17 protein-coding genes are annotated in these 19,317 nt (G+C 38.9%); 12 read left to right on the top strand and 5 right to left on the bottom strand.

The window, feature by feature from the left end:
- The first annotated feature begins 264 nt into the window (after nt 1–264).
- From glgB to ACWPV5_RS03990, 6 genes are read left to right on the top strand one after another with little or no spacing between them, the layout of a single operon-like run.
- Nucleotides 265–2,193 carry a 1,4-alpha-glucan branching protein GlgB gene (gene glgB, locus ACWPV5_RS04015; RefSeq protein WP_454382442.1) on the top strand — a complete coding sequence of 643 codons (1,929 nt, stop codon included), beginning with the start codon at nt 265–267 and terminating at the stop codon, nt 2,191–2,193.
- Nucleotides 2,183–3,325 (top strand): glucose-1-phosphate adenylyltransferase, encoded by a 1,143-nt coding sequence (locus ACWPV5_RS04010; protein WP_000787247.1) that lies wholly within the window; start codon nt 2,183–2,185, stop codon nt 3,323–3,325. Before glgB ends, ACWPV5_RS04010 begins: the two co-directional genes overlap by 11 nt.
- Nucleotides 3,315–4,454 (top strand): glucose-1-phosphate adenylyltransferase subunit GlgD, encoded by a 1,140-nt coding sequence (gene glgD, locus ACWPV5_RS04005; protein WP_101781912.1) that lies wholly within the window; start codon nt 3,315–3,317, stop codon nt 4,452–4,454. Before ACWPV5_RS04010 ends, glgD begins: the two co-directional genes overlap by 11 nt.
- Nucleotides 4,451–5,884 carry a glycogen synthase GlgA gene (gene glgA, locus ACWPV5_RS04000; protein ID WP_101781913.1) on the top strand — a complete coding sequence of 478 codons (1,434 nt, stop codon included), beginning with the start codon at nt 4,451–4,453 and terminating at the stop codon, nt 5,882–5,884. Before glgD ends, glgA begins: the two co-directional genes overlap by 4 nt.
- A gap of 58 nt (nt 5,885–5,942) precedes the next feature.
- Entirely contained in the window at nt 5,943–6,587 is a 645-nt protein-coding gene (gene serB / locus ACWPV5_RS03995) for a phosphoserine phosphatase SerB (RefSeq protein WP_454382439.1), read from the top strand.
- 8 nt (nt 6,588–6,595) lie between these two features.
- Nucleotides 6,596–7,711: a glycerate kinase gene (locus ACWPV5_RS03990; protein ID WP_454382437.1), complete on the top strand. Its 1,116-nt coding sequence runs from the start codon at nt 6,596–6,598 to the stop codon at nt 7,709–7,711.
- Here the strand turns inward: ACWPV5_RS03990 and ACWPV5_RS03985 are convergent.
- Complete coding sequence (locus tag ACWPV5_RS03985) at nt 7,708–8,154, bottom strand: DUF1694 domain-containing protein (protein WP_101784864.1); 447 nt, start codon at nt 8,152–8,154, stop codon at nt 7,708–7,710. The two genes, ACWPV5_RS03990 and ACWPV5_RS03985, sit on opposite strands and share 4 nt — an antisense overlap.
- 163 nt (nt 8,155–8,317) lie before the next feature.
- Between ACWPV5_RS03985 and eno the strand changes: the two genes are divergently transcribed.
- Nucleotides 8,318–9,622: a surface-displayed alpha-enolase gene (eno, locus tag ACWPV5_RS03980; protein WP_000022821.1), complete on the top strand. Its 1,305-nt coding sequence runs from the start codon at nt 8,318–8,320 to the stop codon at nt 9,620–9,622.
- A 549-nt stretch (nt 9,623–10,171) separates the two neighbouring features.
- Here the strand turns inward: eno and xerS are convergent.
- Complete coding sequence (gene xerS, locus ACWPV5_RS03975) at nt 10,172–11,242, bottom strand: tyrosine recombinase XerS (protein ID WP_454382435.1); 1,071 nt, start codon at nt 11,240–11,242, stop codon at nt 10,172–10,174.
- Nucleotides 11,243–11,846: 604 nt separating this feature from the next.
- On the bottom strand, nt 11,847–13,037 hold the full coding sequence (metK, locus tag ACWPV5_RS03970; protein WP_454382433.1) for a methionine adenosyltransferase: 1,191 nt from the start codon (nt 13,035–13,037) through the stop codon (nt 11,847–11,849).
- Nucleotides 13,038–13,650: 613 nt separating this feature from the next.
- On the opposite strand from metK, the gene ACWPV5_RS03965 reads away from it, so the two are divergent.
- The 4 genes from ACWPV5_RS03965 to ACWPV5_RS03950 all read left to right on the top strand — a co-directional run bounded on the left by ACWPV5_RS03965 (nt 13,651) and on the right by ACWPV5_RS03950 (nt 16,830).
- Nucleotides 13,651–13,938 (top strand): DUF3270 domain-containing protein, encoded by a 288-nt coding sequence (locus ACWPV5_RS03965; RefSeq protein WP_454382431.1) that lies wholly within the window; start codon nt 13,651–13,653, stop codon nt 13,936–13,938.
- Between the two features lie 269 nt (nt 13,939–14,207).
- The gene (locus ACWPV5_RS03960) at nt 14,208–15,017 is read left to right on the top strand and encodes a Cof-type HAD-IIB family hydrolase (RefSeq protein WP_454382429.1); all 810 of its coding nucleotides are present in this window, start codon (nt 14,208–14,210) and stop codon (nt 15,015–15,017) included.
- A 141-nt stretch (nt 15,018–15,158) separates the two neighbouring features.
- Nucleotides 15,159–16,067, top strand: coding sequence for an ATP-binding cassette domain-containing protein (locus tag ACWPV5_RS03955; protein WP_454382427.1), 909 nt, complete (start codon nt 15,159–15,161; stop codon nt 16,065–16,067).
- A 10-nt stretch (nt 16,068–16,077) separates the two neighbouring features.
- Nucleotides 16,078–16,830, top strand: a complete 753-nt coding sequence (locus ACWPV5_RS03950) for an ABC transporter permease (RefSeq protein ID WP_454382425.1) — start codon at nt 16,078–16,080, stop codon at nt 16,828–16,830.
- 40 nt (nt 16,831–16,870) lie between these two features.
- On the opposite strand, the gene ACWPV5_RS03945 is transcribed toward ACWPV5_RS03950, so the two are convergent.
- Nucleotides 16,871–17,749: a sensor histidine kinase gene (locus ACWPV5_RS03945; RefSeq protein ID WP_454382423.1), complete on the bottom strand. Its 879-nt coding sequence runs from the start codon at nt 17,747–17,749 to the stop codon at nt 16,871–16,873.
- Nucleotides 17,746–18,447 (bottom strand): response regulator transcription factor, encoded by a 702-nt coding sequence (locus tag ACWPV5_RS03940; RefSeq protein WP_173267900.1) that lies wholly within the window; start codon nt 18,445–18,447, stop codon nt 17,746–17,748. Before ACWPV5_RS03940 ends, ACWPV5_RS03945 begins: the two co-directional genes overlap by 4 nt.
- Nucleotides 18,448–18,603: 156 nt before the next feature.
- Between ACWPV5_RS03940 and ACWPV5_RS03935 the strand changes: the two genes are divergently transcribed.
- Nucleotides 18,604–19,299: a VIT1/CCC1 transporter family protein gene (locus tag ACWPV5_RS03935; RefSeq protein WP_049522071.1), complete on the top strand. Its 696-nt coding sequence runs from the start codon at nt 18,604–18,606 to the stop codon at nt 19,297–19,299.
- Nucleotides 19,300–19,317: the final 18 nt, after the last annotated feature.

The raw sequence follows: 19,317 nt of genomic DNA, 5'->3' as shown, positions 1-19,317 counted from the left end.
TCAGGAAATTGTTTTCCTGGTTTTGTTTTTTACATAAAAACAACAATTTTATTAGTAAAATGACGAACTTTATGATAGTATTGTAAAAAACAATTCGTTTTCATAATCTGTTTGAAAATTTCTTGATTTACAAGTGAACACATCAGTGAATTTGTTGAAGACTTTCAAAAGATTTTTTTGCAAATTCCGTAATTTACTTGAATCTTCCCTAAAAAGGTAGTATAATAAATCTATAGAAAACGCTTACAGAAAAGAGGGGGTATTATGGATAAAAGAGAAGCTTTGCGCACCTTTATGACAGGAGAAAATTTTCACCTTCAGCATTATCTAGGAGCACATAGGGAAGAACTAAATGGAGAGTACGGTTATACATTTCGTGTGTGGGCTCCTAATGCTCAGGCTGTCCACTTGGTGGGGGATTTCACCAATTGGGTAGAAAATCAAATTCCGATGGAACGAAATGAATTTGGAGTCTGGGAAGTCTTTACCAGACTTGCTCATGAAGGCCAAATTTACAAGTATCATATCACACGTGCAAATGGTCATCAGCTGATGAAGATTGATCCTTTGGCTGTACGGTATGAGGCACGTCCGGGTACTGGAGCTATTTTAACAGAGATTCCAGAAAAGAAATGGAAGGATGGGCTTTGGTTAGCTCGCAGAAAACGTTGGACTTTCTTTGAACGTCCTGTCAATATCTACGAAGTTCATGCTGGATCGTGGAAGAGAAATCCAGATGGAAGTCCTTATAGTTTTGCTCAATTGAAAGATGAACTCATTCCTTACCTAGTTGAGATGAACTATACTCATATTGAGTTTATGCCCTTAATGTCCCACCCTCTCGGTTTGAGTTGGGGTTACCAGCTTATGGGTTACTTCGCTTTAGAGCATGCCTATGGTCGCCCTGAAGAGTTTCAAGATTTTGTTGAGGAATGTCACTTAAACAATATTGGGGTTATTGTAGACTGGGTACCTGGTCATTTCACCATTAATGATGATGCCTTAGCTTATTATGACGGGACGCCGACTTTTGAGTACCAAGACCATAATAAGGCTCATAACTATGGTTGGGGCGCTCTCAATTTTGACCTTGGAAAAAATGAAGTCCAGTCCTTCTTGATTTCTAGTATTAAGTTTTGGATTGACTTTTACCATCTAGATGGTATTCGTGTGGATGCGGTTAGTAACATGCTCTATCTTGACTACGATGATGCTCCATGGACACCTAATAAAGATGGTGGCAATCTCAACTATGAAGGATATTATTTCCTTCAACGCTTGAATGATGTCATTAAACTAGTTCATCCAGACGTTATGATGATCGCAGAAGAAAGTTCGTCAGCAACCAAGATTACGGGAATGAAAGAGCTTGGTGGTCTAGGATTTGACTACAAGTGGAATATGGGCTGGATGAATGATATCCTTCGATTCTACGAAGAAGACCCTATTTACCGTAAGTATGACTTTAATTTGGTAACTTTCAGCTTTATGTATGTTTTCAATGAAAACTATCTCCTACCATTCTCACATGACGAAGTGGTTCACGGTAAGAAGAGTATGATGCACAAGATGTGGGGAGATCGTTACAATCAATTCGCAGGCTTACGCAATCTCTACACTTACCAAATTTGTCACCCTGGTAAGAAATTGCTTTTCATGGGTAGTGAATACGGCCAATTCCTAGAATGGAGATCTGAAGAGCAGTTGGAATGGTCTAACCTAGAAGACCCAATTAATGCTAAGATGAAGTATTTCACTTCTCAGCTAAACCAGTTTTACAAAGACAACCGCTGTCTGTGGGAAATTGATACCAGCTATGATGGTATTGAAATCATTGATGCGGATAATCGAGACCAGAGTGTTCTTTCCTTCATCCGTAAGGGTAAGAAGGGCGACATGCTAGTCTGCGTCTTTAATATGGCACCTGTTGAACGAAAAGATTTTACAATTGGACTGCCTATTGCAGGGATTTATGAAGAAGTCTGGAATACTGAGTTAGAAGAGTGGGGAGGCGTTTGGAAAGAACATAATCAAACTGTTCAAACGCAAGAAGGACTATGGAAAGATTATGAGCAGACCTTGACCTTTACCCTACCGGCTATGGGAGCAAGTGTTTGGAAAATCAAACGCCGCTTGAAATCTGCAAAAACCGTCACAAATAAAAACCAAAAAGGAGTAGAAAATGAAGAATGAAATGTTAGCTTTGATTCTTGCTGGTGGGCAAGGAACTCGTCTCGGAAAACTCACTCAAAACCTTGCAAAACCAGCTGTGCAATTTGGTGGGCGCTACCGTATCATTGACTTTGCTCTTTCAAACTGTGCCAACTCAGGGATTCACAATGTTGGAGTCATTACACAGTACCAACCTCTTGCTCTCAATAACCATATTGGGAATGGTTCAAGCTGGGGACTAGACGGTATCAATTCTGGTGTCTCTATTCTTCAACCGTATTCTGCAAGTGAAGGAAATCGTTGGTTCGAAGGGACTAGTCACGCTATTTACCAAAATATTGACTATATCGACAGTGTCAATCCTGAGTATGTCTTGATTCTGTCTGGGGACCACATCTATAAAATGGACTATGATGATATGCTCCAGTCACACAAGGATAATAATGCTAGTTTGACAGTAGCAGTTCTTGATGTTCCTCTAAAAGAAGCTAGCCGTTTTGGTATTATGAACACAGATGCCAATAACCGCATTGTTGAATTTGAAGAAAAGCCAGCACAACCAAAATCTACAAAGGCTTCTATGGGTATTTACATCTTTGATTGGCAACGTCTGCGCAATATGCTTGTTGCTGCTGAAAAGAGCAATGTAGATATGTCAGATTTTGGTAAAAATGTCATTCCAAATTACCTTGAGTCAGGTGAAAGTGTCTATGCATATGAGTTTAATGGCTACTGGAAAGATGTTGGTACCATTGAGTCACTTTGGGAAGCAAATATGGAGTACATTTCTCCAGAGAATGCCTTGGACAGCCGTAACCGTCAATGGAAGATTTACTCAAGAAACTTAATTTCACCACCAAACTTCCTTGGGGCAAATGCTCATGTGGAAGATTCCTTGGTTGTTGATGGCTGTTTTGTAGATGGAACTGTTAAACATTCTATCCTTTCAACAGGTGCGCAAGTTCGCGAAGGGGCAGAAGTAGTAGATTCAGTTATCATGAGTGGTGCAATTGTTGGTCAGGGAGCTAAAATTAAACGTGCCATTATTGGTGAAGGTGCAGTTATTTCTGACGGTGTCGAAATTGATGGAACAGAAGAAGTACAAGTTGTAGGATATAATGAAGTAGTGGGGGTAGCAACAGATGAAGATTGATAAATATTCAGCCATTTTAGGAAATACAGTTGGTTTTCATGATATGTCAACACTGACAGACCACCGTCCAGTAGCTAGTTTGCCATTTGGTGGTAAATATCGCTTGATTGACTTCCCGCTTTCAAGTCTTGCTAATGCAGGTGTCCGTAGTATCTTTGGTATTTTCCAACAAGATAATATCAGTTCTGTCTTTGACCATATCCGTTCAGGACGTGAGTGGGGCTTATCAACTCTTCTCAGTCACTATTATCTAGGTATTTACAATACCCGTGTAGAAAGTAGCACAGTTGGAAAAGAATACTACCAACAGCTTCTTACTTATTTGAAACGTTCTGGCTCCAACCAAACAGTTGCCCTCAACTGTGATGTTTTGATTAATATTGATTTGAACCAAGTTTTCCATCTACATAGTACAACAAAAGGGCCTATCACTGTAGTTTATAAAAAACTAGCTAAGAAAGACATTTCAGAAGTAAACGCAATCTTGGAAGTGGATGAAACAGACCATGTTCGTTCTCATAAACTCTTTGATAGCAAGTTACCAGATCAAATCTATAACATGTCTACAGATATCTTTGTCGTTGATACACCTTGGTTGATTGAACGCTTAGAAGAAGAAGCTAAGAAAGAACATCCAGAGAAGTTGCGCTATGTTTTACGGGATTTGGCTGCAAAAGAAGGGGCTTTTGCCTACGAGTACACAGGTTATCTGGCAAATATTCACTCTGTAGAGTCTTATTATCAATCTAACAAAGATATGCTTGAATCACAAAAATTCTACTCTCTCTTCTCACCAAATCAAAAGATTTATACAAAGGTTAAAAACGAAGAGCCAACTTACTATGCCAATACATCTAAGGTAAGTACTTCTCAGTTTGCTTCTGGTAGTATCATTGAAGGTCAAGTGGCTAATTCTGTTCTATCACGTAATATTCATGTCCACAAGGATAGCTTGGTTAAAGATAGCCTGCTCTTCCCTCGTGTTGTTATTGGAGAAGGAGCTCAGGTCGAATATGCTATCTTGGACAAGGGTGTTGAAGTTGAGCCTGGTGTTGTGATTCGAGGAACTGCAGAACATCCAGTTGTCGTTAAGAAAGGTAGCAAAGTAACAGAGGATATTCATTCATGAAAATTTTATTTGTAGCAGCTGAGGGTGCACCCTTTTCAAAAACAGGTGGTTTGGGAGACGTCATTGGCGCTCTTCCTAAATCACTGGTAAAAGCTGGGCATGAAGTTGCAGTGATTTTACCCTACTATGACATGGTAGAGGCTAAATTTGGAAATCAGATTGAAGATGTTCTTCATTTTGAGGTGAGTGTTGGTTGGCGCAGACAGTACTGTGGGATTAAGAAAACAGTACTAAATGGTGTGACCTTCTACTTTATTGACAACCAATACTATTTCTTCCGTGGTCATGTTTACGGTGATTTTGATGACGGAGAACGCTTTGCCTTTTTCCAACTGGCTGCCATTGAGGCTATGGAAAGAATTGACTTTATTCCTGACCTTCTCCATGTTCATGACTACCATACAGCTATGATTCCTTTCTTGTTAAAGGAAAAATACCGTTGGATTCAAGCCTATCAAGGAATAAAAACTGTTTTAACCATTCATAATTTGGAATTCCAAGGACAATTCTCAGAAGGAATGTTATGGGATTTGTTTGGAGTTGGCTTTGAGCGTTATGCTGATGGTACCCTTCGCTGGAACAATTGTCTGAACTGGATGAAGGCTGGTATTCTTTATGCGGATCGTGTTTCAACTGTTTCGCCTAGCTATGCTCATGAAATTATGACCAGTCAGTTCGGATGTAACTTGGATCAAATTCTTCGAATGGAGTCTGGTAAAGTATCTGGTATCGTGAACGGGATTGATGCTGATCTTTATAATCCTCAGACGGATACCCTATTAGATTATCATTTTAATCAGGAAGATTTGTCTGGGAAGGCCCAAAACAAGGCAAAATTGCAAGAAAGAGTTGGCTTGCCAGTTAGAGCCGACGTTCCACTGGTGGGAATTGTTTCTCGTTTGACACGTCAAAAAGGTTTTGATGTGGTGGTTGAAAGTCTTCACCATATCTTGCAAAATGATGTTCAGATTGTTCTTTTGGGAACTGGCGATCCAGCCTTTGAAGGAGCTTTCTCATGGTTTGCTCAAATCTACCCAGACAAGCTATCAGCAAATATTACTTTTGATGTCAAACTTGCTCAAGAAGTCTACGCTGCTTGTGACCTCTTCCTCATGCCAAGTCGTTTTGAACCATGTGGCTTGTCTCAGATGATGGCCATGCGTTACGGAACCTTGCCATTGGTCCATGAAGTTGGTGGCTTGCGAGATACCGTTCGCGCTTTCAATCCAATCGAAGGAAGCGGTACTGGCTTTAGCTTTGACAATCTATCTCCTTACTGGTTAAATTGGACTTTCCAAACAGCTTTGGACTTGTATAGAAACCATCCTGATGTTTGGAGAAATCTACAAAAACAAGCTATGGAGTGTGATTTCTCATGGGATACAGCCTGCAGGTCATACCTTGACTTGTACCATAGTTTAGTTAATTGATAGATAAAATCGTATGATGACTTCATACGATTTTTGGGCTATTTAGAGAGGAGAACTGATGTCTCAAGTAAAAGATTTGTGTGTTATGGATGTTGATGGAACCTTAATCCTAGAAGAAGTGATTGATCTTTTGGGTAAAGAGGCAGGTCGTGAGGAGGAAATTTCGCTGATTACAAGTCGGGCAATGAGAGGAGAGTTAGACTTTGAAAGCAGTTTACGAAAAAGAGTTTCCTTGTTGGAAAGTCTTCCTATTTCGGTCTTTGATAAAGTCTTCAAGTCTATTCAACTAACGCCAAATGCCCAGGAATTCATTTCCATTCTCCAAAAGAATGGAATCCTAGTTGGTCTGGTGTCCGGTGGATTTACTCCAATAGTTGAGAGATTAGCAAAATCCCTCGACATTGCCTATTTCTCTGCAAACCAACTTGAAGTCAAAGACGGTTTTCTAACAGGAAAGTTAGTTGGACAAATTATTAATCCCGAAGTTAAAAAAGTAACTCTGGAAAAATGGACAGAGGAACTAAAACTTTCTAAAGAAAGAACGATTGCAATCGGTGATGGGGCCAATGATTTATTAATGTTGAAGTCGGCGGGGCTAGGAATCGCCTTTTGTGCTAAAGAAGTGCTGAAACAGGAAATACCAAATCATGTTGACAAGAGAGATTTTTTAGAAGTTCTTCCTTTGATTGGCTTTTTAGAATGAGGGAAAATATGAAGATTGTAATTTCACCAGATTCGTTTAAGGAAAGCTTGAACGCTAAAGAAGTAGCTGAAGCAATAAAAAGAGGCTTCCAACAATCGATAGCAGATGTAGAATGTCTCCTCTGCCCTGTTGGTGATGGGGGAGAAGGTACAGTAGATTCCATTCGACATTCTCTTGACCTTGAAGAAAAATGGATCCAAGTGACAGGACCTTTTGGACAAAAAGAATCCATGCGCTATTTTCAAAAAGAACAACTGGTACTATTGGAAGTTGCTGATTTGGTTGGCCTTGGAAAAATTCCGCTAGAGAAACGAAATCCACTTCAAATCCAAACTCGTGGTATCGGAGAGTTGATTCGCCATCTCATTGCTCAAGGGATTAAAGAAATCTATATCGGCGTTGGTGGCACGGCCAGTAATGACGGAGGAATTGGGATCGCTGCTGGTTTAGGTTATCGATTTTATGATAGGGATGGAAATGTCTTGCCCGCTTGCGGGCAGTCCTTATTAAACTTAGCTTCTGTTTCAACAGAAAATTGCTATGAAATTCCTGAAGATGTGCAAATTCGTATTTTAGCAGATGTCGTGAGTCCCTTATGTGGATATCAAGGTGCGACCTACACGTTTGGCAAGCAAAAAGGCCTAGATCCTACTATGTTTGAGGCCGTAGATCAAGCGATCCAAGATTTTTATGAAAAAGTCTCCCTTGCAACATTGCAAATTAAAGGAGCAGGAGCTGGTGGAGGCATTGCTGGCGGTTTGTGTGCCTTTGCTCAGGCAAATATCGTGTCTGGAATTGATACCTGTTTAGATTTGATTGATTTTGATAAGAAAGTTGCAGATGCTGACTTGGTTATCGTTGGTGAAGGTAGACTGGACAATCAAAGCTTTGCTGGGAAAGCGCCGATAGGCGTAGCAAAAAGAACCCCTGTCGGAGTTCCTGTCATTGCTATTTGTGGTAGTCTTGCTGAAGATTTACCATCCCTTCCATTTGAAAATATCCAAGCTGCCTTTTCTATTTTAGAGAAAAGCGAACCTTTAGAAGATAGTTTGAAAAATGCCAGTCTCTATCTGGAGCGCACGGCAGCCAATATCGGGCACTTATTAAATATGCGCAAGATTTAGCCAAACCATTTTTTCCATAAGGATATTTTGGATGGTTCTTCCTTTTTAACTTCCCAAAGTTTTGCAAAAGCAAGTCGAAGGTTCTTTTCTTCTACTTGAACTGGTGCATTGGTGTGGATAATCAGGCCAAAAGGAGAAGAAGTATGCTCTTCAGATACAATGGTAGCTTGACTATCAGTTTCTTTTGCTTCTTTTAAGTAGAAAACTTGTTTGTCAAATTCGATAGTTGGTGAAATCTTCACAAATAGTGGCTCTGCTTTTTCCTGAAGATTTTCTAAAATAGATAAAAACCCTTTTTCTAACTGAGGGCTATTTGCTGTGTCAATATCTGCATATCCAAGAACTCTTTCCTCAAAGGTACCAAGATAGCGTCTTTGCTCATCCGGATTTAATTTTGGCCCACCATGAGCTTTTTCAAGTAATTGTTTTGATAAATCTGTCATGAAAACAGTATATCATAAAAGTTAGAATAAAACAGACAAAAGAAAGCGATTACTTTATAAAGTTAAGGAAAATTTGCACAAAGATAACGTTTTTTCTTGAAAAAGGAGGGGTTTTAGGGTATTATAGAGGTGTAAAAAATTTAACTCATAAGGAGAGTAAAAAATGTCAATTATTACTGATGTTTACGCTCGCGAAGTCCTAGACTCACGCGGTAACCCAACACTTGAAGTAGAAGTTTACACTGAATCAGGTGCTTTCGGACGTGGTATGGTTCCATCAGGAGCTTCTACTGGTGAACACGAAGCAGTTGAACTTCGCGACGGTGACAAATCTCGTTACGGTGGTCTTGGTACACAAAAAGCTGTTGACAACGTAAACAACATCATTGCTGAAGCTATCATTGGCTACGATGTACGTGATCAACAAGCTATCGACCGTGCTATGATCGCTCTTGACGGTACTCCTAACAAAGGTAAATTGGGTGCAAACGCAATCCTTGGTGTGTCTATCGCTGTAGCTCGTGCTGCTGCTGACTACCTTGAAATCCCACTTTACAGCTACCTTGGTGGATTCAACACTAAAGTTCTTCCAACTCCAATGATGAACATCATCAACGGTGGTTCTCACTCTGACGCTCCAATCGCTTTCCAAGAATTCATGATCGTACCTGCTGGTGCGCCATCATTCAAAGAAGCGCTTCGTTGGGGTGCTGAAATCTTCCATGCTCTTAAGAAAATCCTTAAATCTCGTGGTTTGGAAACAGCCGTAGGTGATGAAGGTGGATTTGCTCCTCGTTTTGAAGGAACTGAAGACGGAGTTGAAACTATCCTTGCTGCTATCGAAGCTGCTGGATATGTTCCTGGTAAAGACGTATTTATCGGATTTGACTGTGCTTCATCAGAATTCTACGATAAAGAACGTAAAGTTTACGACTACACTAAATTCGAAGGTGAAGGAGCAGCTGTACGTACTGCTGCAGAACAAATCGACTACCTTGAAGAATTGGTAAACAAATACCCAATCATCACTATCGAAGATGGTATGGATGAAAATGACTGGGACGGTTGGAAAGCTCTTACTGAACGTCTTGGTGGTAAAGTTCAATTGGTTGGTGACGACTTCTTCGTAACAAACACTTCTTACCTTGAAAAAGGTATTGCAGAAGGTGCTGCTAACTCAATCCTTATCAAAGTTAACCAAATCGGTACTCTTACTGAAACATTCGACGCTATCGAAATGGCGAAAGAAGCTGGTTACACTGCCGTTGTATCACACCGTTCAGGTGAAACTGAAGATTCAACAATCGCTGACATCGCAGTTGCAACTAACGCAGGACAAATCAAGACTGGTTCACTTTCACGTACAGACCGTATCGCTAAATACAACCAATTGCTTCGCATTGAAGACCAACTTGGTGAAGTAGCTGAATACCGTGGATTGAAATCATTCTACAACTTGAAAAAATAAAATAGTTCACTGAACTATTTTATCCCGAACCTTGAAATTCAAAAGTTCGGCCGTTGATTTAACAACGTTTCTAGCCCCTCGGATTTTATCCGAAGGGCTATTTTTGTATTTAGGGGGCAAAAAAGGAGAAAAACTTTTTAAAAAATCTTGTTCATAACTTTATCCAGCACATTGATTGCTTCATCTTTCATGTTCTTTGTGACGTGGGTATAGATGGAAGTGGTGACCTCAGAATCAGAATGGCCAACCCTGTCCATGATTGTTTTTAGAGGGATTTTATTTTCTTATAAAATATTGGCCATCGCAGGCAGCATGCTTTTATAGGTGCTCAATTTGATTTATTTTTGTGGAATCCTCTTATTTTGAGATGAATACCAATTATAAGTGATTTGCATATCCAGGATATTACAAAGAAAAGCAAGCTAATGGGCACATAAATTTTATTTCATATTTTTTAAAACTGTTAGCAATTGTATTTGATATGATCAAATAAGATTAATAGTTTATTGAATCCCTTTTTTATAGATTACATAATTTAATTTATGTAATCTATAAACTATCCAAGGCATTCTTTTGTTCATCATTGACGATATGAGTATAGAGGTCAGTGACTTGTGTACTGGCGTGACCTAGCTGGTGACTGACCAAAACTTGCGATTTGGTAGCATCATAGAGCCTAGTTGCTAGGGTATGGCGCAATTTGTGGGGGGTTACACGAACTTTGAAGTCTTCAGAGTATTTAGCCACCATTTTCTCAACGCTAGAAGTATCGATACGATTAGGAACACCTCTGTAGAGAGTCAAAAAGAGGGCTGTATCTGTTTTTTCCGTCTTATAGCGTTGATTCCGAATGGCTAGATAATTCTCTAGATAAGGCTTAGCAAAGGCAGCGACATTGACCGAGTCACGTTTGCCACCTTTTCGGGTGACATCAATAACCATCATCTTGAGATTGAGATCTCTTAGATCCAGATTGACAGCTTCAGATAAACGGACACCAGATGCCAAGAGAAGGGCGATAATAGCCAAATCACGTTCCTTATTTTTATTAAACGATGATAGAGCTCGATTTGAGAGCTGTTGTGGGTAATCTTGGTCTATATAAGTCAGAAACCCTTCTGTTTCATCACCTAAAAAGAGCTTTTGTTTGATATTTTCAGCTCTGGCAGCAAGTGTCTCTTTCTTTTTCTTGGTTGAAACTTTCTTCATTACATTTCGATAGAAATAAGGTTCTCCCTGATCGTTTTCAACTTCCTCGGTCAGATACTTGTAAAGACTAGAAAGTGCTGACAAGGTCCGATTGATAGTTGTCTGTGAAACACCTTGCTTGGTTGTATTAGCATTCAGTAAAGGACGTTCACGTAGGTAAAGGATAAAGGATTCCATGTCTTTCTTAGACATATTTTCCAAGACCGATAAAGGGATATCAGATATTTTATCGGCGTTTGAAATTCCAGACTCCAAAACCCAGCTGAAAAATCGATCGTATTCCTTGAGGTATTCATACAAGGTTGTAAAACTGTAGGGAACAGCAAGTTTAGATTGATAGTATTCCAGAACATACCAGGGCATGATTTGTTTTAATTTATCGATTCGTTCCAGTAAAATTTCACGCTTCATGTATTTTCTCCATATATAAGTCTACTAGTAGTATAGCATAGACTTATTTGTTTTTCAAGAAAATTATAGTTTTTCGGAAAGATGTTATAGGAGTTTTTTAAAGTGATAAAAAGACTTAGACCGAAGATATAACTAAAAATTTTTTTCGTTCAAAATTGTCTAAAATGTACATTATTAAAGTGAAATTTGTACATTATGTATCTAAGCTACTGGATCAAAAAATGTACTTTATCTTGTCTTAAAATAAAGTACATTTCGATTATAAAGTACATTTTTTGAGAGTGTACATTACGGTCTTAAACCCAGTTGTATCAAGGGTTTATCTAGTGTCTAGTTAAAAGTACAAAAATTTCCAGTTTTCAGATCTAAATCTTTTGAGTTATTATTGTGAATCATTATCTAGTGCTTTTTCTAGTTTCCAAATACTAAACTAGAATGAAATAGTCAACAGAATAAGGAAAATGATAAAGAACTCACCCACTAAACTTCTGTTAATACTACACAACTGAAGAGCTATATATAGTCTTATTTTTACCAAAGTTCAATTATTTATATGTGAAATGTTTTATCAGTAAAAAAGAGGGGAAGTCCCCCTCTCGAGATTTTATTTGACTGCTTCTTTCAAAGCGTCTACCTTGTCCAAACGTTCCCATGGAAGGTCAATATCTGTACGTCCCATGTGTCCATAAGCTGCTGTTTGACGGTAGATTGGACGTTTAAGATCCAACATTTGAATAATTCCTGCAGGGCGAAGGTCAAAGATTTGACGAGCTGCTTTTTCAAGCTTACTTTCAGCTACTCTTCCTGTACCAAAGGTATCGATACGGACAGAAACAGGCTGGGCAACACCGATAGCGTAAGCCAATTGTACTTCCGCCTTCTTAGCAAGACCTGCTGCAACGATATTCTTTGCAATATAGCGAGCTGCATATGACGCAGAACGGTCAACTTTTGTCGCATCCTTACCAGAGAAGGCACCACCACCGTGACGAGAATAGCCACCATAAGTATCTACGATAATCTTACGACCAGTCAAACCTGAGTCTCCTTGAGGTCCACCGATTACAAAGCGACCAGTTGGATTGATGAAGAATTTTGTTTGCGCATCCAAGTAAGAGGCTGGAATAACCTCTTTGATAACCTTATTAATGACATCATTGTGAATTTGTTCGTTGCTGACTTCTGGATCGTGCTGAGTTGAAATAACAACTGTGTCCACACGTACTGGACGGTCATTTTCATCGTACTCAACCGTAACTTGTGATTTAGCATCTGGGCGAAGATAGCTTATTTCACCAGTCTTACGAAGTTCTGCCAGACGACGAACCAATTTATGACTGAGTGAGATTGGCAATGGCATGAGCTCTTCTGTTTCATCCACTGCAAATCCAAACATGAGCCCTTGGTCACCAGCGCCAATCAAGTCAAGCGGATCTTGGTCTGCATTCCCACGAACCTCCAAGGCTTCGTTAACACCTTGAGCAATGTCAGGAGATTGTTCCACCAAAGATGGGTGTACTCCTACAGTTTCTGCAGAAAATCCATACTCGGTATTGGTATAGCCAATCTCTGCAATGGTATCACGAACCACACGGTTAATATCCACATAGGCATTTGTAGAAATTTCACCAAAAACGTGGACGGAACCAGTATATACAGCTGTCTCAGCAGCAACGTGCGCCTCTGGATCTTTAGCTAAAATAGCATCCAAAATCGCATCTGAAATTTGGTCTGCAATCTTATCTGGATGCCCCTCAGATACAGATTCAGACGTGAATAATTTACGTTCTGACATAAAAATGTCCCCCCTTAAAAATAGTGTTATAGAGTTACAAAGTACTGATAGGTATTTTCATTTTCTAAGAGTTACGACGCGAAAGAAATAAAAACGATACTTTTTTATTTCTGAAGCTAGTAAGGCGCATAGGGTGACCGCGTTATAGCGGCAACCGTAGAATGACGAGCGACTACTTTGGAGCCGTCATTCTTTGCGAGTTACAAAGTACTGATAGGAAAACTCTTAGTGATAAATACCTACCATCTTATCGGGACTATATAACTTTACCATTATACCATTTTTAAGCGCAATTTGCAGTCTATATACTCAATAAAAATCAAAGAACATCTTTTTGATTGTAGATAAAACTGACTAAATTAGTAACATATACCTAATACAAGATGACGCTAACTTATTTTGAAGAATATTAATGTACTGTTTCAATTTCTACTAATCTATTTTCAATAGGTGTTTAACAACCTTAATATTATGCGTACTATTATTTTCAAACTATCGTGTCCTGAACAATAGTTTGAAAATGAAAAGGGACTTTATTCTTTTTGTAACCTTACTGTAATAATTATCCGATTAAAAAATGATAGAATAGGTATGTACAGTTAAGGAGAGAATAATGCCTGTAAGAAAATTACAATCCTATGAGGTAGACTATCAAGAAGAATTAAATCATCAGATTCCTCGCTATCAAGATTATACACCTGAAGCACAATCTAATGCCAATCTCAAGGAAATCCTATTTTTTGTTAATATTGCTGTTTTTTGTATCTGTGTTGCTATCTTTAGTTTTATCTTTTTAGCATTAAAATTATCAACTGCTCTTGCATTTGTCGCAGCAATCGGATTTAGCTTACTTGTTTTAAAAGTCCAACGCTCTATTATCAAACGAAAATTTAGAAGATAAATCATAGTCCACGTCTAATCAAGTTGATTTGTAAAAAATTAAGGAAAACAGAGGATTTAAGGTGAATAACACATTTTTCATCTTAAATCCTCTGTTTTTTTGACCAGCTTGCCAAATATAATTATCTACTTAATTGAATAACGTGTAACCTTTTCTAATAAACGTTCTCCAAACATCCTAAACTGTAAAATCAATTAGTCTCGTTCCTTTTACCATTTTATTTTCTAAAATATGCTATAATAATACCAAAAGATAAAGAAGGAAGTCTTATGATTAAACTACTAGCCTTGGATATGGACGGAACCCTCCTCAATGAATCCAAGGAAATCCCACAAGCTCATATTACTGCTATTCACCAAGCCATTGAAAAAGGTGTCAAACTGGTTCTCTGTACGGGTCGCCCGCTTTTCGGTGTCCTCCCCTACTATCAAAAACTGAGACTTGACCTCCAGAATGAGTATGTGATTGTTAACAACGGTTGCTCAACTCACCAGACAAGTGATTGGAGTCTGGTTGATTGGCAAGAACTTAGTCCAGCAGACATCGAATACCTCTATGACCTAGCTGAAAAAAGTGATGTTCAGTTGACTCTTTTTGATGAGGAACATTATTTTGTACTCGGTGGCAAGCCCAATCAAGTCATCCAAAATGATGCCAAGCTAGTCTTTTCAGACCTGACTGAAATTTCTCTTGAGGAAGCAACTAGTGGCAAGTACCGTATGTTCCAAGGGATGTTTTTGGGGACAGAGAGCCAAACGGACGATTTTGAGCAGCGTTTTGCTGGGGAACTCTGTCAACGATTTAGTGGAGTTCGTTCGCAGCCTGTCATTTATGAAGCTATGCCACTTGGAACGACAAAGGCTACTGCGCTTTCTCGACTAGCAGAGATTTTGAATATCAAGCCATCAGAAATTATGGCTATGGGCGATGCTAATAACGATATCGAAATGCTCCAGTTTGCAGGACTTGGCATTGCAATGGGAAATGCCAGCGATTATGTCAAATCTCTAGCTGATGATGTTACAGCCAGTAACGAAGAAGACGGCGTTGCGCGTGCCATTGAGAAATATATTTTATAATTAAGAAGCCCAGTTCATATCAACTGGGTTTTGATATTTAAGAATTCCTAAAACTTTAGAAACTCTTTAGAAATGCTTGAGCTTTCTTTGATTTCTATGCTTTATACTAAAGTTATCAAAATAAATCAAAAGGAGAGAATCATGAAAACAGTACTTGACATTCATGGATTGTCCAAAAACTTTAACAAACAAGCTATTCTTCAGGATCTTCATCTAACGATAAGAGAGGGAGATATTTATGGACTTATCGGGAAGAACGGAGCTGGGAAGACCACCTTAATCAAAATCATTACGCAACTACTTTTTGCAGATAAAGGGACTGTTTCCCTCTTCTCTAGCCAAACGGAAAATGAGTGGACCAAGGCTCTATCTCGAGTAGGTTCTGTTATCGAATCACCCGTAGCACATAATCACTTAACAGCCTACCAAAATCTGAAATATTACTGTATGATTCGTCATATTCCAAATGCTGATCAAGTCATTCGTGAAACGCTGGACTATGTAGGTTTGACAGATACAGGTAAAAAAGTCTTTCGAGATTTCTCTCTTGGAATGAAGCAAAGACTTGGCATCGCCATTGCCCTTCTATCCAAACCAGACTTCCTGATCTTAGATGAACCTATCAACGGTCTCGACCCAATCGGTATCAAAGAATTTCGACTAATGATTCAACGCCTCAATCAAAAACAAGGGATAACCATTCTCATCTCTAGCCATATCTTGTCAGAACTCTACCTCGTAGCTAATCGTTTTGGTATTTTAGATCAAGGCAAGATTATCCGTGAAATCAGCAAAGCTGAATTTGAAACACTAAGTGAGGATTATATTGTGCTTAAGACAGCTGACAAAGAGAAAGCTTGCCAAGTATTGAAAGAACAAATCCAGCTCCAGTTCAAGGTTGTTAATCCAGAAAATGAAATCCATATCTTTGGAAATGAACAAGATGTCAAACAGATTCTTAAGGACTTAACCTTGGCAGATGTCGCTATTGACGAGATTTACTACGCCCGTCAAAACCTAGAAGAATACTTCACTCAATTGGTCCAATAGGAGGAAAATCATGATACATACCATTCAAGCAGACTTTTACCGTCTTTTCCGTTCCAAAGGATTCTGGATTACAGAGTTCATTCTCTTTGCTCTCATGCTAATGGGTGCAAGTATAGGAGCTACGGGTCATTTGATGGCAATCCAGACAGAAGAACCAGAAATTCCAACCCAAGGTTGGAATGGTGTACAAGCCCTAATCAACGCATCTAGTCAAGGCTCAAACCTCGTTTTTCTCTGCATCATCCTAGCCTGCCTCGTTCTTGGAGTTGATTTAATCGGCAAACTCTATAAAAATAATTTAACAGTGGGTGTTTCTCGTACCGAGTTTTTCCTTGCCAAAGCCTTTGTATTGACTTGTATTGCACTTTTGCAAGTCATCATCTGTCTTGTGATTGCCTTTATTCCAGCAACTATCTTAAATGGATTTGGAACTATGCCTGATGGCTTTATTGGCAATCTACTGATAACCATTTCCCTTCAATTCCTTTGCCTCCTTGCTTGGCTTTCCATTGTTTCCTTCATCCTCTATGTTAGTCATTCTTATCTTGCAGTATTTATTGGTTATTTGGCCAGCTCTATCTTGCTTTCTACGCCAATGCTCATCTTCCCAAGTATCAAAATTTTACCATATTTATCATTGCAGTTTTTCTATGCTATGACTGCTAATAGTGAATCCATTTTCTATACCCTTATAGTTACCTTAGCTGTTATTCTAATCTTTAATCTAAGTGGACTGGCAGTTTTCAAAAAGAAAAGTCTATAATAAAACGACCTCCTCTAGCCTACAGAGGAGGTTTCTTTCGTTAAAAGTAAATGCAAACCGACAACCACTGCCCATCTGTGCTTAGTTTCATCTCTGCACTGAGAAGATTGCATAATTCCTCAGTGATATAAAGGCCTAAACCAGAGGATTCTTCCGTATCAGATAGATTTTCAGAATAAAAACGGTTGCTGAGATTTTCTATTTTTTTGATGGGCTGTTTGACAAGGTTTGCAATCTCTAAGACAAGCTGTCCCTTTTCCTTTCTCAAAGATAGCCGCGCTTCTTCCTTGCCATGTTTGAGGACATTTCCAAGCAAATTTTGTAAAATGCGATCCAGCAAGTCTTCATCAATCCTCATTTTTAAATCATCTTCAACCTTAAAATCAAGCGTGATATTTGCCGCCTGAAAAACATCATAATAAGCCAGAGTCTTTTTGGTGATAAAAGCTGAAAGATCCACTTCTTCCAGTTTCGGTTTGACAGCTCCTTCCATCAAACGACGATATTCTAGGAGTGCCTCCAAACGTTTAGAAACTAAATCAAGATGCTGGGCTATTTTTTGTAGGGTTTCTGATTTATCTTCAGGAGATTTTATCAATTGTTGGGTGTAGCCTGAAGCGATAGTCAAAGGCGTCCGAATATCATGGGCGATATTGCTGATGGCCATATCCAGAGTCTGCTTTTCCCTTTTCATAACCAACCGAGATTGTTCTACTTCCTGAAATAGATTCTCAATCTGCTGGTAGAGCTGTAAAAAATGTTTGGAAAAAATGCTGATTCCGACTCTTTTCATACTACCAGTGAGAATCTTGTCTTCAATCTGTTGACTCAAGTTTTTAAGTGCTAGATGGTAGCGAATCAATGCAATCGATAAAATGATTAGGAGTACCAGTAGGATAAAGATTATCATGTAGGTCATTGCTTATCTCCTTTTAATCTTACCCCAACTCCCCAAATGGTTTCAATATATTCTTGATTTGGGTCAAGCTGATTTAATTTTTTACGAAGATTACTCAAATGCGTATTGAGAGTATTATCTCCAGGTAGGTAGCTATCCTCCCAGACAAATTCATAAAGTTCTTCCTTGGTAAAAATTTTTTTAGGGTGTTTAAGGAGAGTTTGGAGAATCAAGCATTCTTTCTTAGCAAGGCGAATCGTTTCCTGACTATTTTTGATTTCAAAACTTTCTGCATCAAACTGGATATTTTTCAAGTTTTGTGGCAGATTTTCAGTTTTTTCTATTTCCATAGACTGTTTTTCTACACTTTGGCGTAACTGAACAGTAACTCTAGCAAAGACTTCATCCAAATCAAAAGGTTTCACTATGTAATCATTGGCACCGTCTAAGAGGTATTGACTGATTAACTTCTTATCGCTCAAAGCCGTCAGCATAATGACTGGAGTTTGACTTTGTTCCCTGATGACTTTTAAAACCTGATCCCCATTTTTCCCAGGAAGCATGATATCTAGCAAAACGAGGTCAATCCCACCTTGGTCAAAACGCATGATTCCTTCTGTACCGGAAAAGGCTTGAATCACCTCATGCTCCTCAGTAAGAAGTGTTCGTAAAATCTCTTGAATGTCACTATTGTCTTCAATAACCAATATCCTAGCCATAAATACCAACCTTTCTGCAACTATTATAGCATGTTTTAATGGTAAAACTTAAACAGAAAAGCCCTTTTCATTAAAATCGTGCAACTTTTTTCAGATACTTTTAAAAGATTGATTTCCCTATATTTTTCCTTTATACTGGATAAAAAGGAGAATAATATGTCAGAAACAAATCACGAAATTGATTCAAATTTTGCAGGTCGTTTAAATATCCTGCGTGCGGGTGTTCTTGGTGCCAATGATGGAATTATTTCCATTGCTGGTGTGGTTATCGGGGTTGCTAGTGCCACGAGCAATATCTGGATTATCTTTTTATCAGGTTTTGCGGCTATCTTAGCTGGTGCCTTTTCAATGGCTGGTGGAGAATATGTGTCCGTTTCAACTCAAAAAGATACCGAGGAAGCGGCCGTTGCGCGTGAGCAAGTCTTGCTAGACCAAGATATAGAGTTAGCTAAAAAATCTCTCTATGCGGCCTATATTCAAAATGGTGAGTGTGAAACATCAGCCCAACTTCTCACCAACAAAGCCTTTTTAAATAATCCGCTCAAGGCTTTGGTAGAGGAAAAATATGGGATTGAGTATGAAGAGTTTACCAATCCTTGGCATGCTGCTATCTCTAGCTTTATTTCTTTTTTCCTTGGAAGTTTGCCTCCAATGCTTTCAGTAACTATTTTTCCAAGTGAATACCGCATCCCTGCTACTGTCCTTATCGTCGGTGTGGCCCTTCTTCTCACTGGTTACACTAGTGCCAAACTTGGAAAAGCCCCAACCCAAACAGCCATGATTCGGAACCTTGCTATTGGTATCTTAACTATGGGCGTTACCTTCTTACTTGGACAACTTTTCAGCATTTAGAAGACAAGAAATACCTCG

Source organism: Streptococcus sp. Marseille-Q7156, from assembly GCF_965119495.1.
Note: the sequence above shows the minus strand (reverse complement) of the source record. Positions and strands in the feature narration are given on the sequence as shown.

Excerpts from the sequence above, each read along its gene's own strand:
- xerS (WP_454382435.1), bottom strand. The coding sequence starts at position 11,242 with ATGAAGCGTGAAATTTTACTGGAACGAATCGATAAATTAAAACAAATC.
- ACWPV5_RS03965 (WP_454382431.1), top strand. The coding sequence starts at position 13,651 with ATGCCTGTAAGAAAATTACAATCCTATGAGGTAGACTATCAAGAAGAA.
- glgA (WP_101781913.1), top strand. The coding sequence starts at position 4,451 with ATGAAAATTTTATTTGTAGCAGCTGAGGGTGCACCCTTTTCAAAAACA.
- metK (WP_454382433.1), bottom strand. The coding sequence starts at position 13,037 with ATGTCAGAACGTAAATTATTCACGTCTGAATCTGTATCTGAGGGGCAT.
- serB (WP_454382439.1), top strand. The coding sequence starts at position 5,943 with ATGTCTCAAGTAAAAGATTTGTGTGTTATGGATGTTGATGGAACCTTA.
- ACWPV5_RS03985 (WP_101784864.1), bottom strand. The coding sequence starts at position 8,154 with ATGACAGATTTATCAAAACAATTACTTGAAAAAGCTCATGGTGGGCCA.
- ACWPV5_RS03940 (WP_173267900.1), bottom strand. The coding sequence starts at position 18,447 with ATGGCTAGGATATTGGTTATTGAAGACAATAGTGACATTCAAGAGATT.
- ACWPV5_RS03960 (WP_454382429.1), top strand. The coding sequence starts at position 14,208 with ATGATTAAACTACTAGCCTTGGATATGGACGGAACCCTCCTCAATGAA.
- ACWPV5_RS03950 (WP_454382425.1), top strand. The coding sequence starts at position 16,078 with ATGATACATACCATTCAAGCAGACTTTTACCGTCTTTTCCGTTCCAAA.
- eno (WP_000022821.1), top strand. The coding sequence starts at position 8,318 with ATGTCAATTATTACTGATGTTTACGCTCGCGAAGTCCTAGACTCACGC.
- glgD (WP_101781912.1), top strand. The coding sequence starts at position 3,315 with ATGAAGATTGATAAATATTCAGCCATTTTAGGAAATACAGTTGGTTTT.
- ACWPV5_RS03945 (WP_454382423.1), bottom strand. The coding sequence starts at position 17,749 with ATGACCTACATGATAATCTTTATCCTACTGGTACTCCTAATCATTTTA.
- glgB (WP_454382442.1), top strand. The coding sequence starts at position 265 with ATGGATAAAAGAGAAGCTTTGCGCACCTTTATGACAGGAGAAAATTTT.
- ACWPV5_RS03935 (WP_049522071.1), top strand. The coding sequence starts at position 18,604 with ATGTCAGAAACAAATCACGAAATTGATTCAAATTTTGCAGGTCGTTTA.
- ACWPV5_RS03955 (WP_454382427.1), top strand. The coding sequence starts at position 15,159 with ATGAAAACAGTACTTGACATTCATGGATTGTCCAAAAACTTTAACAAA.
- ACWPV5_RS04010 (WP_000787247.1), top strand. The coding sequence starts at position 2,183 with ATGAAGAATGAAATGTTAGCTTTGATTCTTGCTGGTGGGCAAGGAACT.
- ACWPV5_RS03990 (WP_454382437.1), top strand. The coding sequence starts at position 6,596 with ATGAAGATTGTAATTTCACCAGATTCGTTTAAGGAAAGCTTGAACGCT.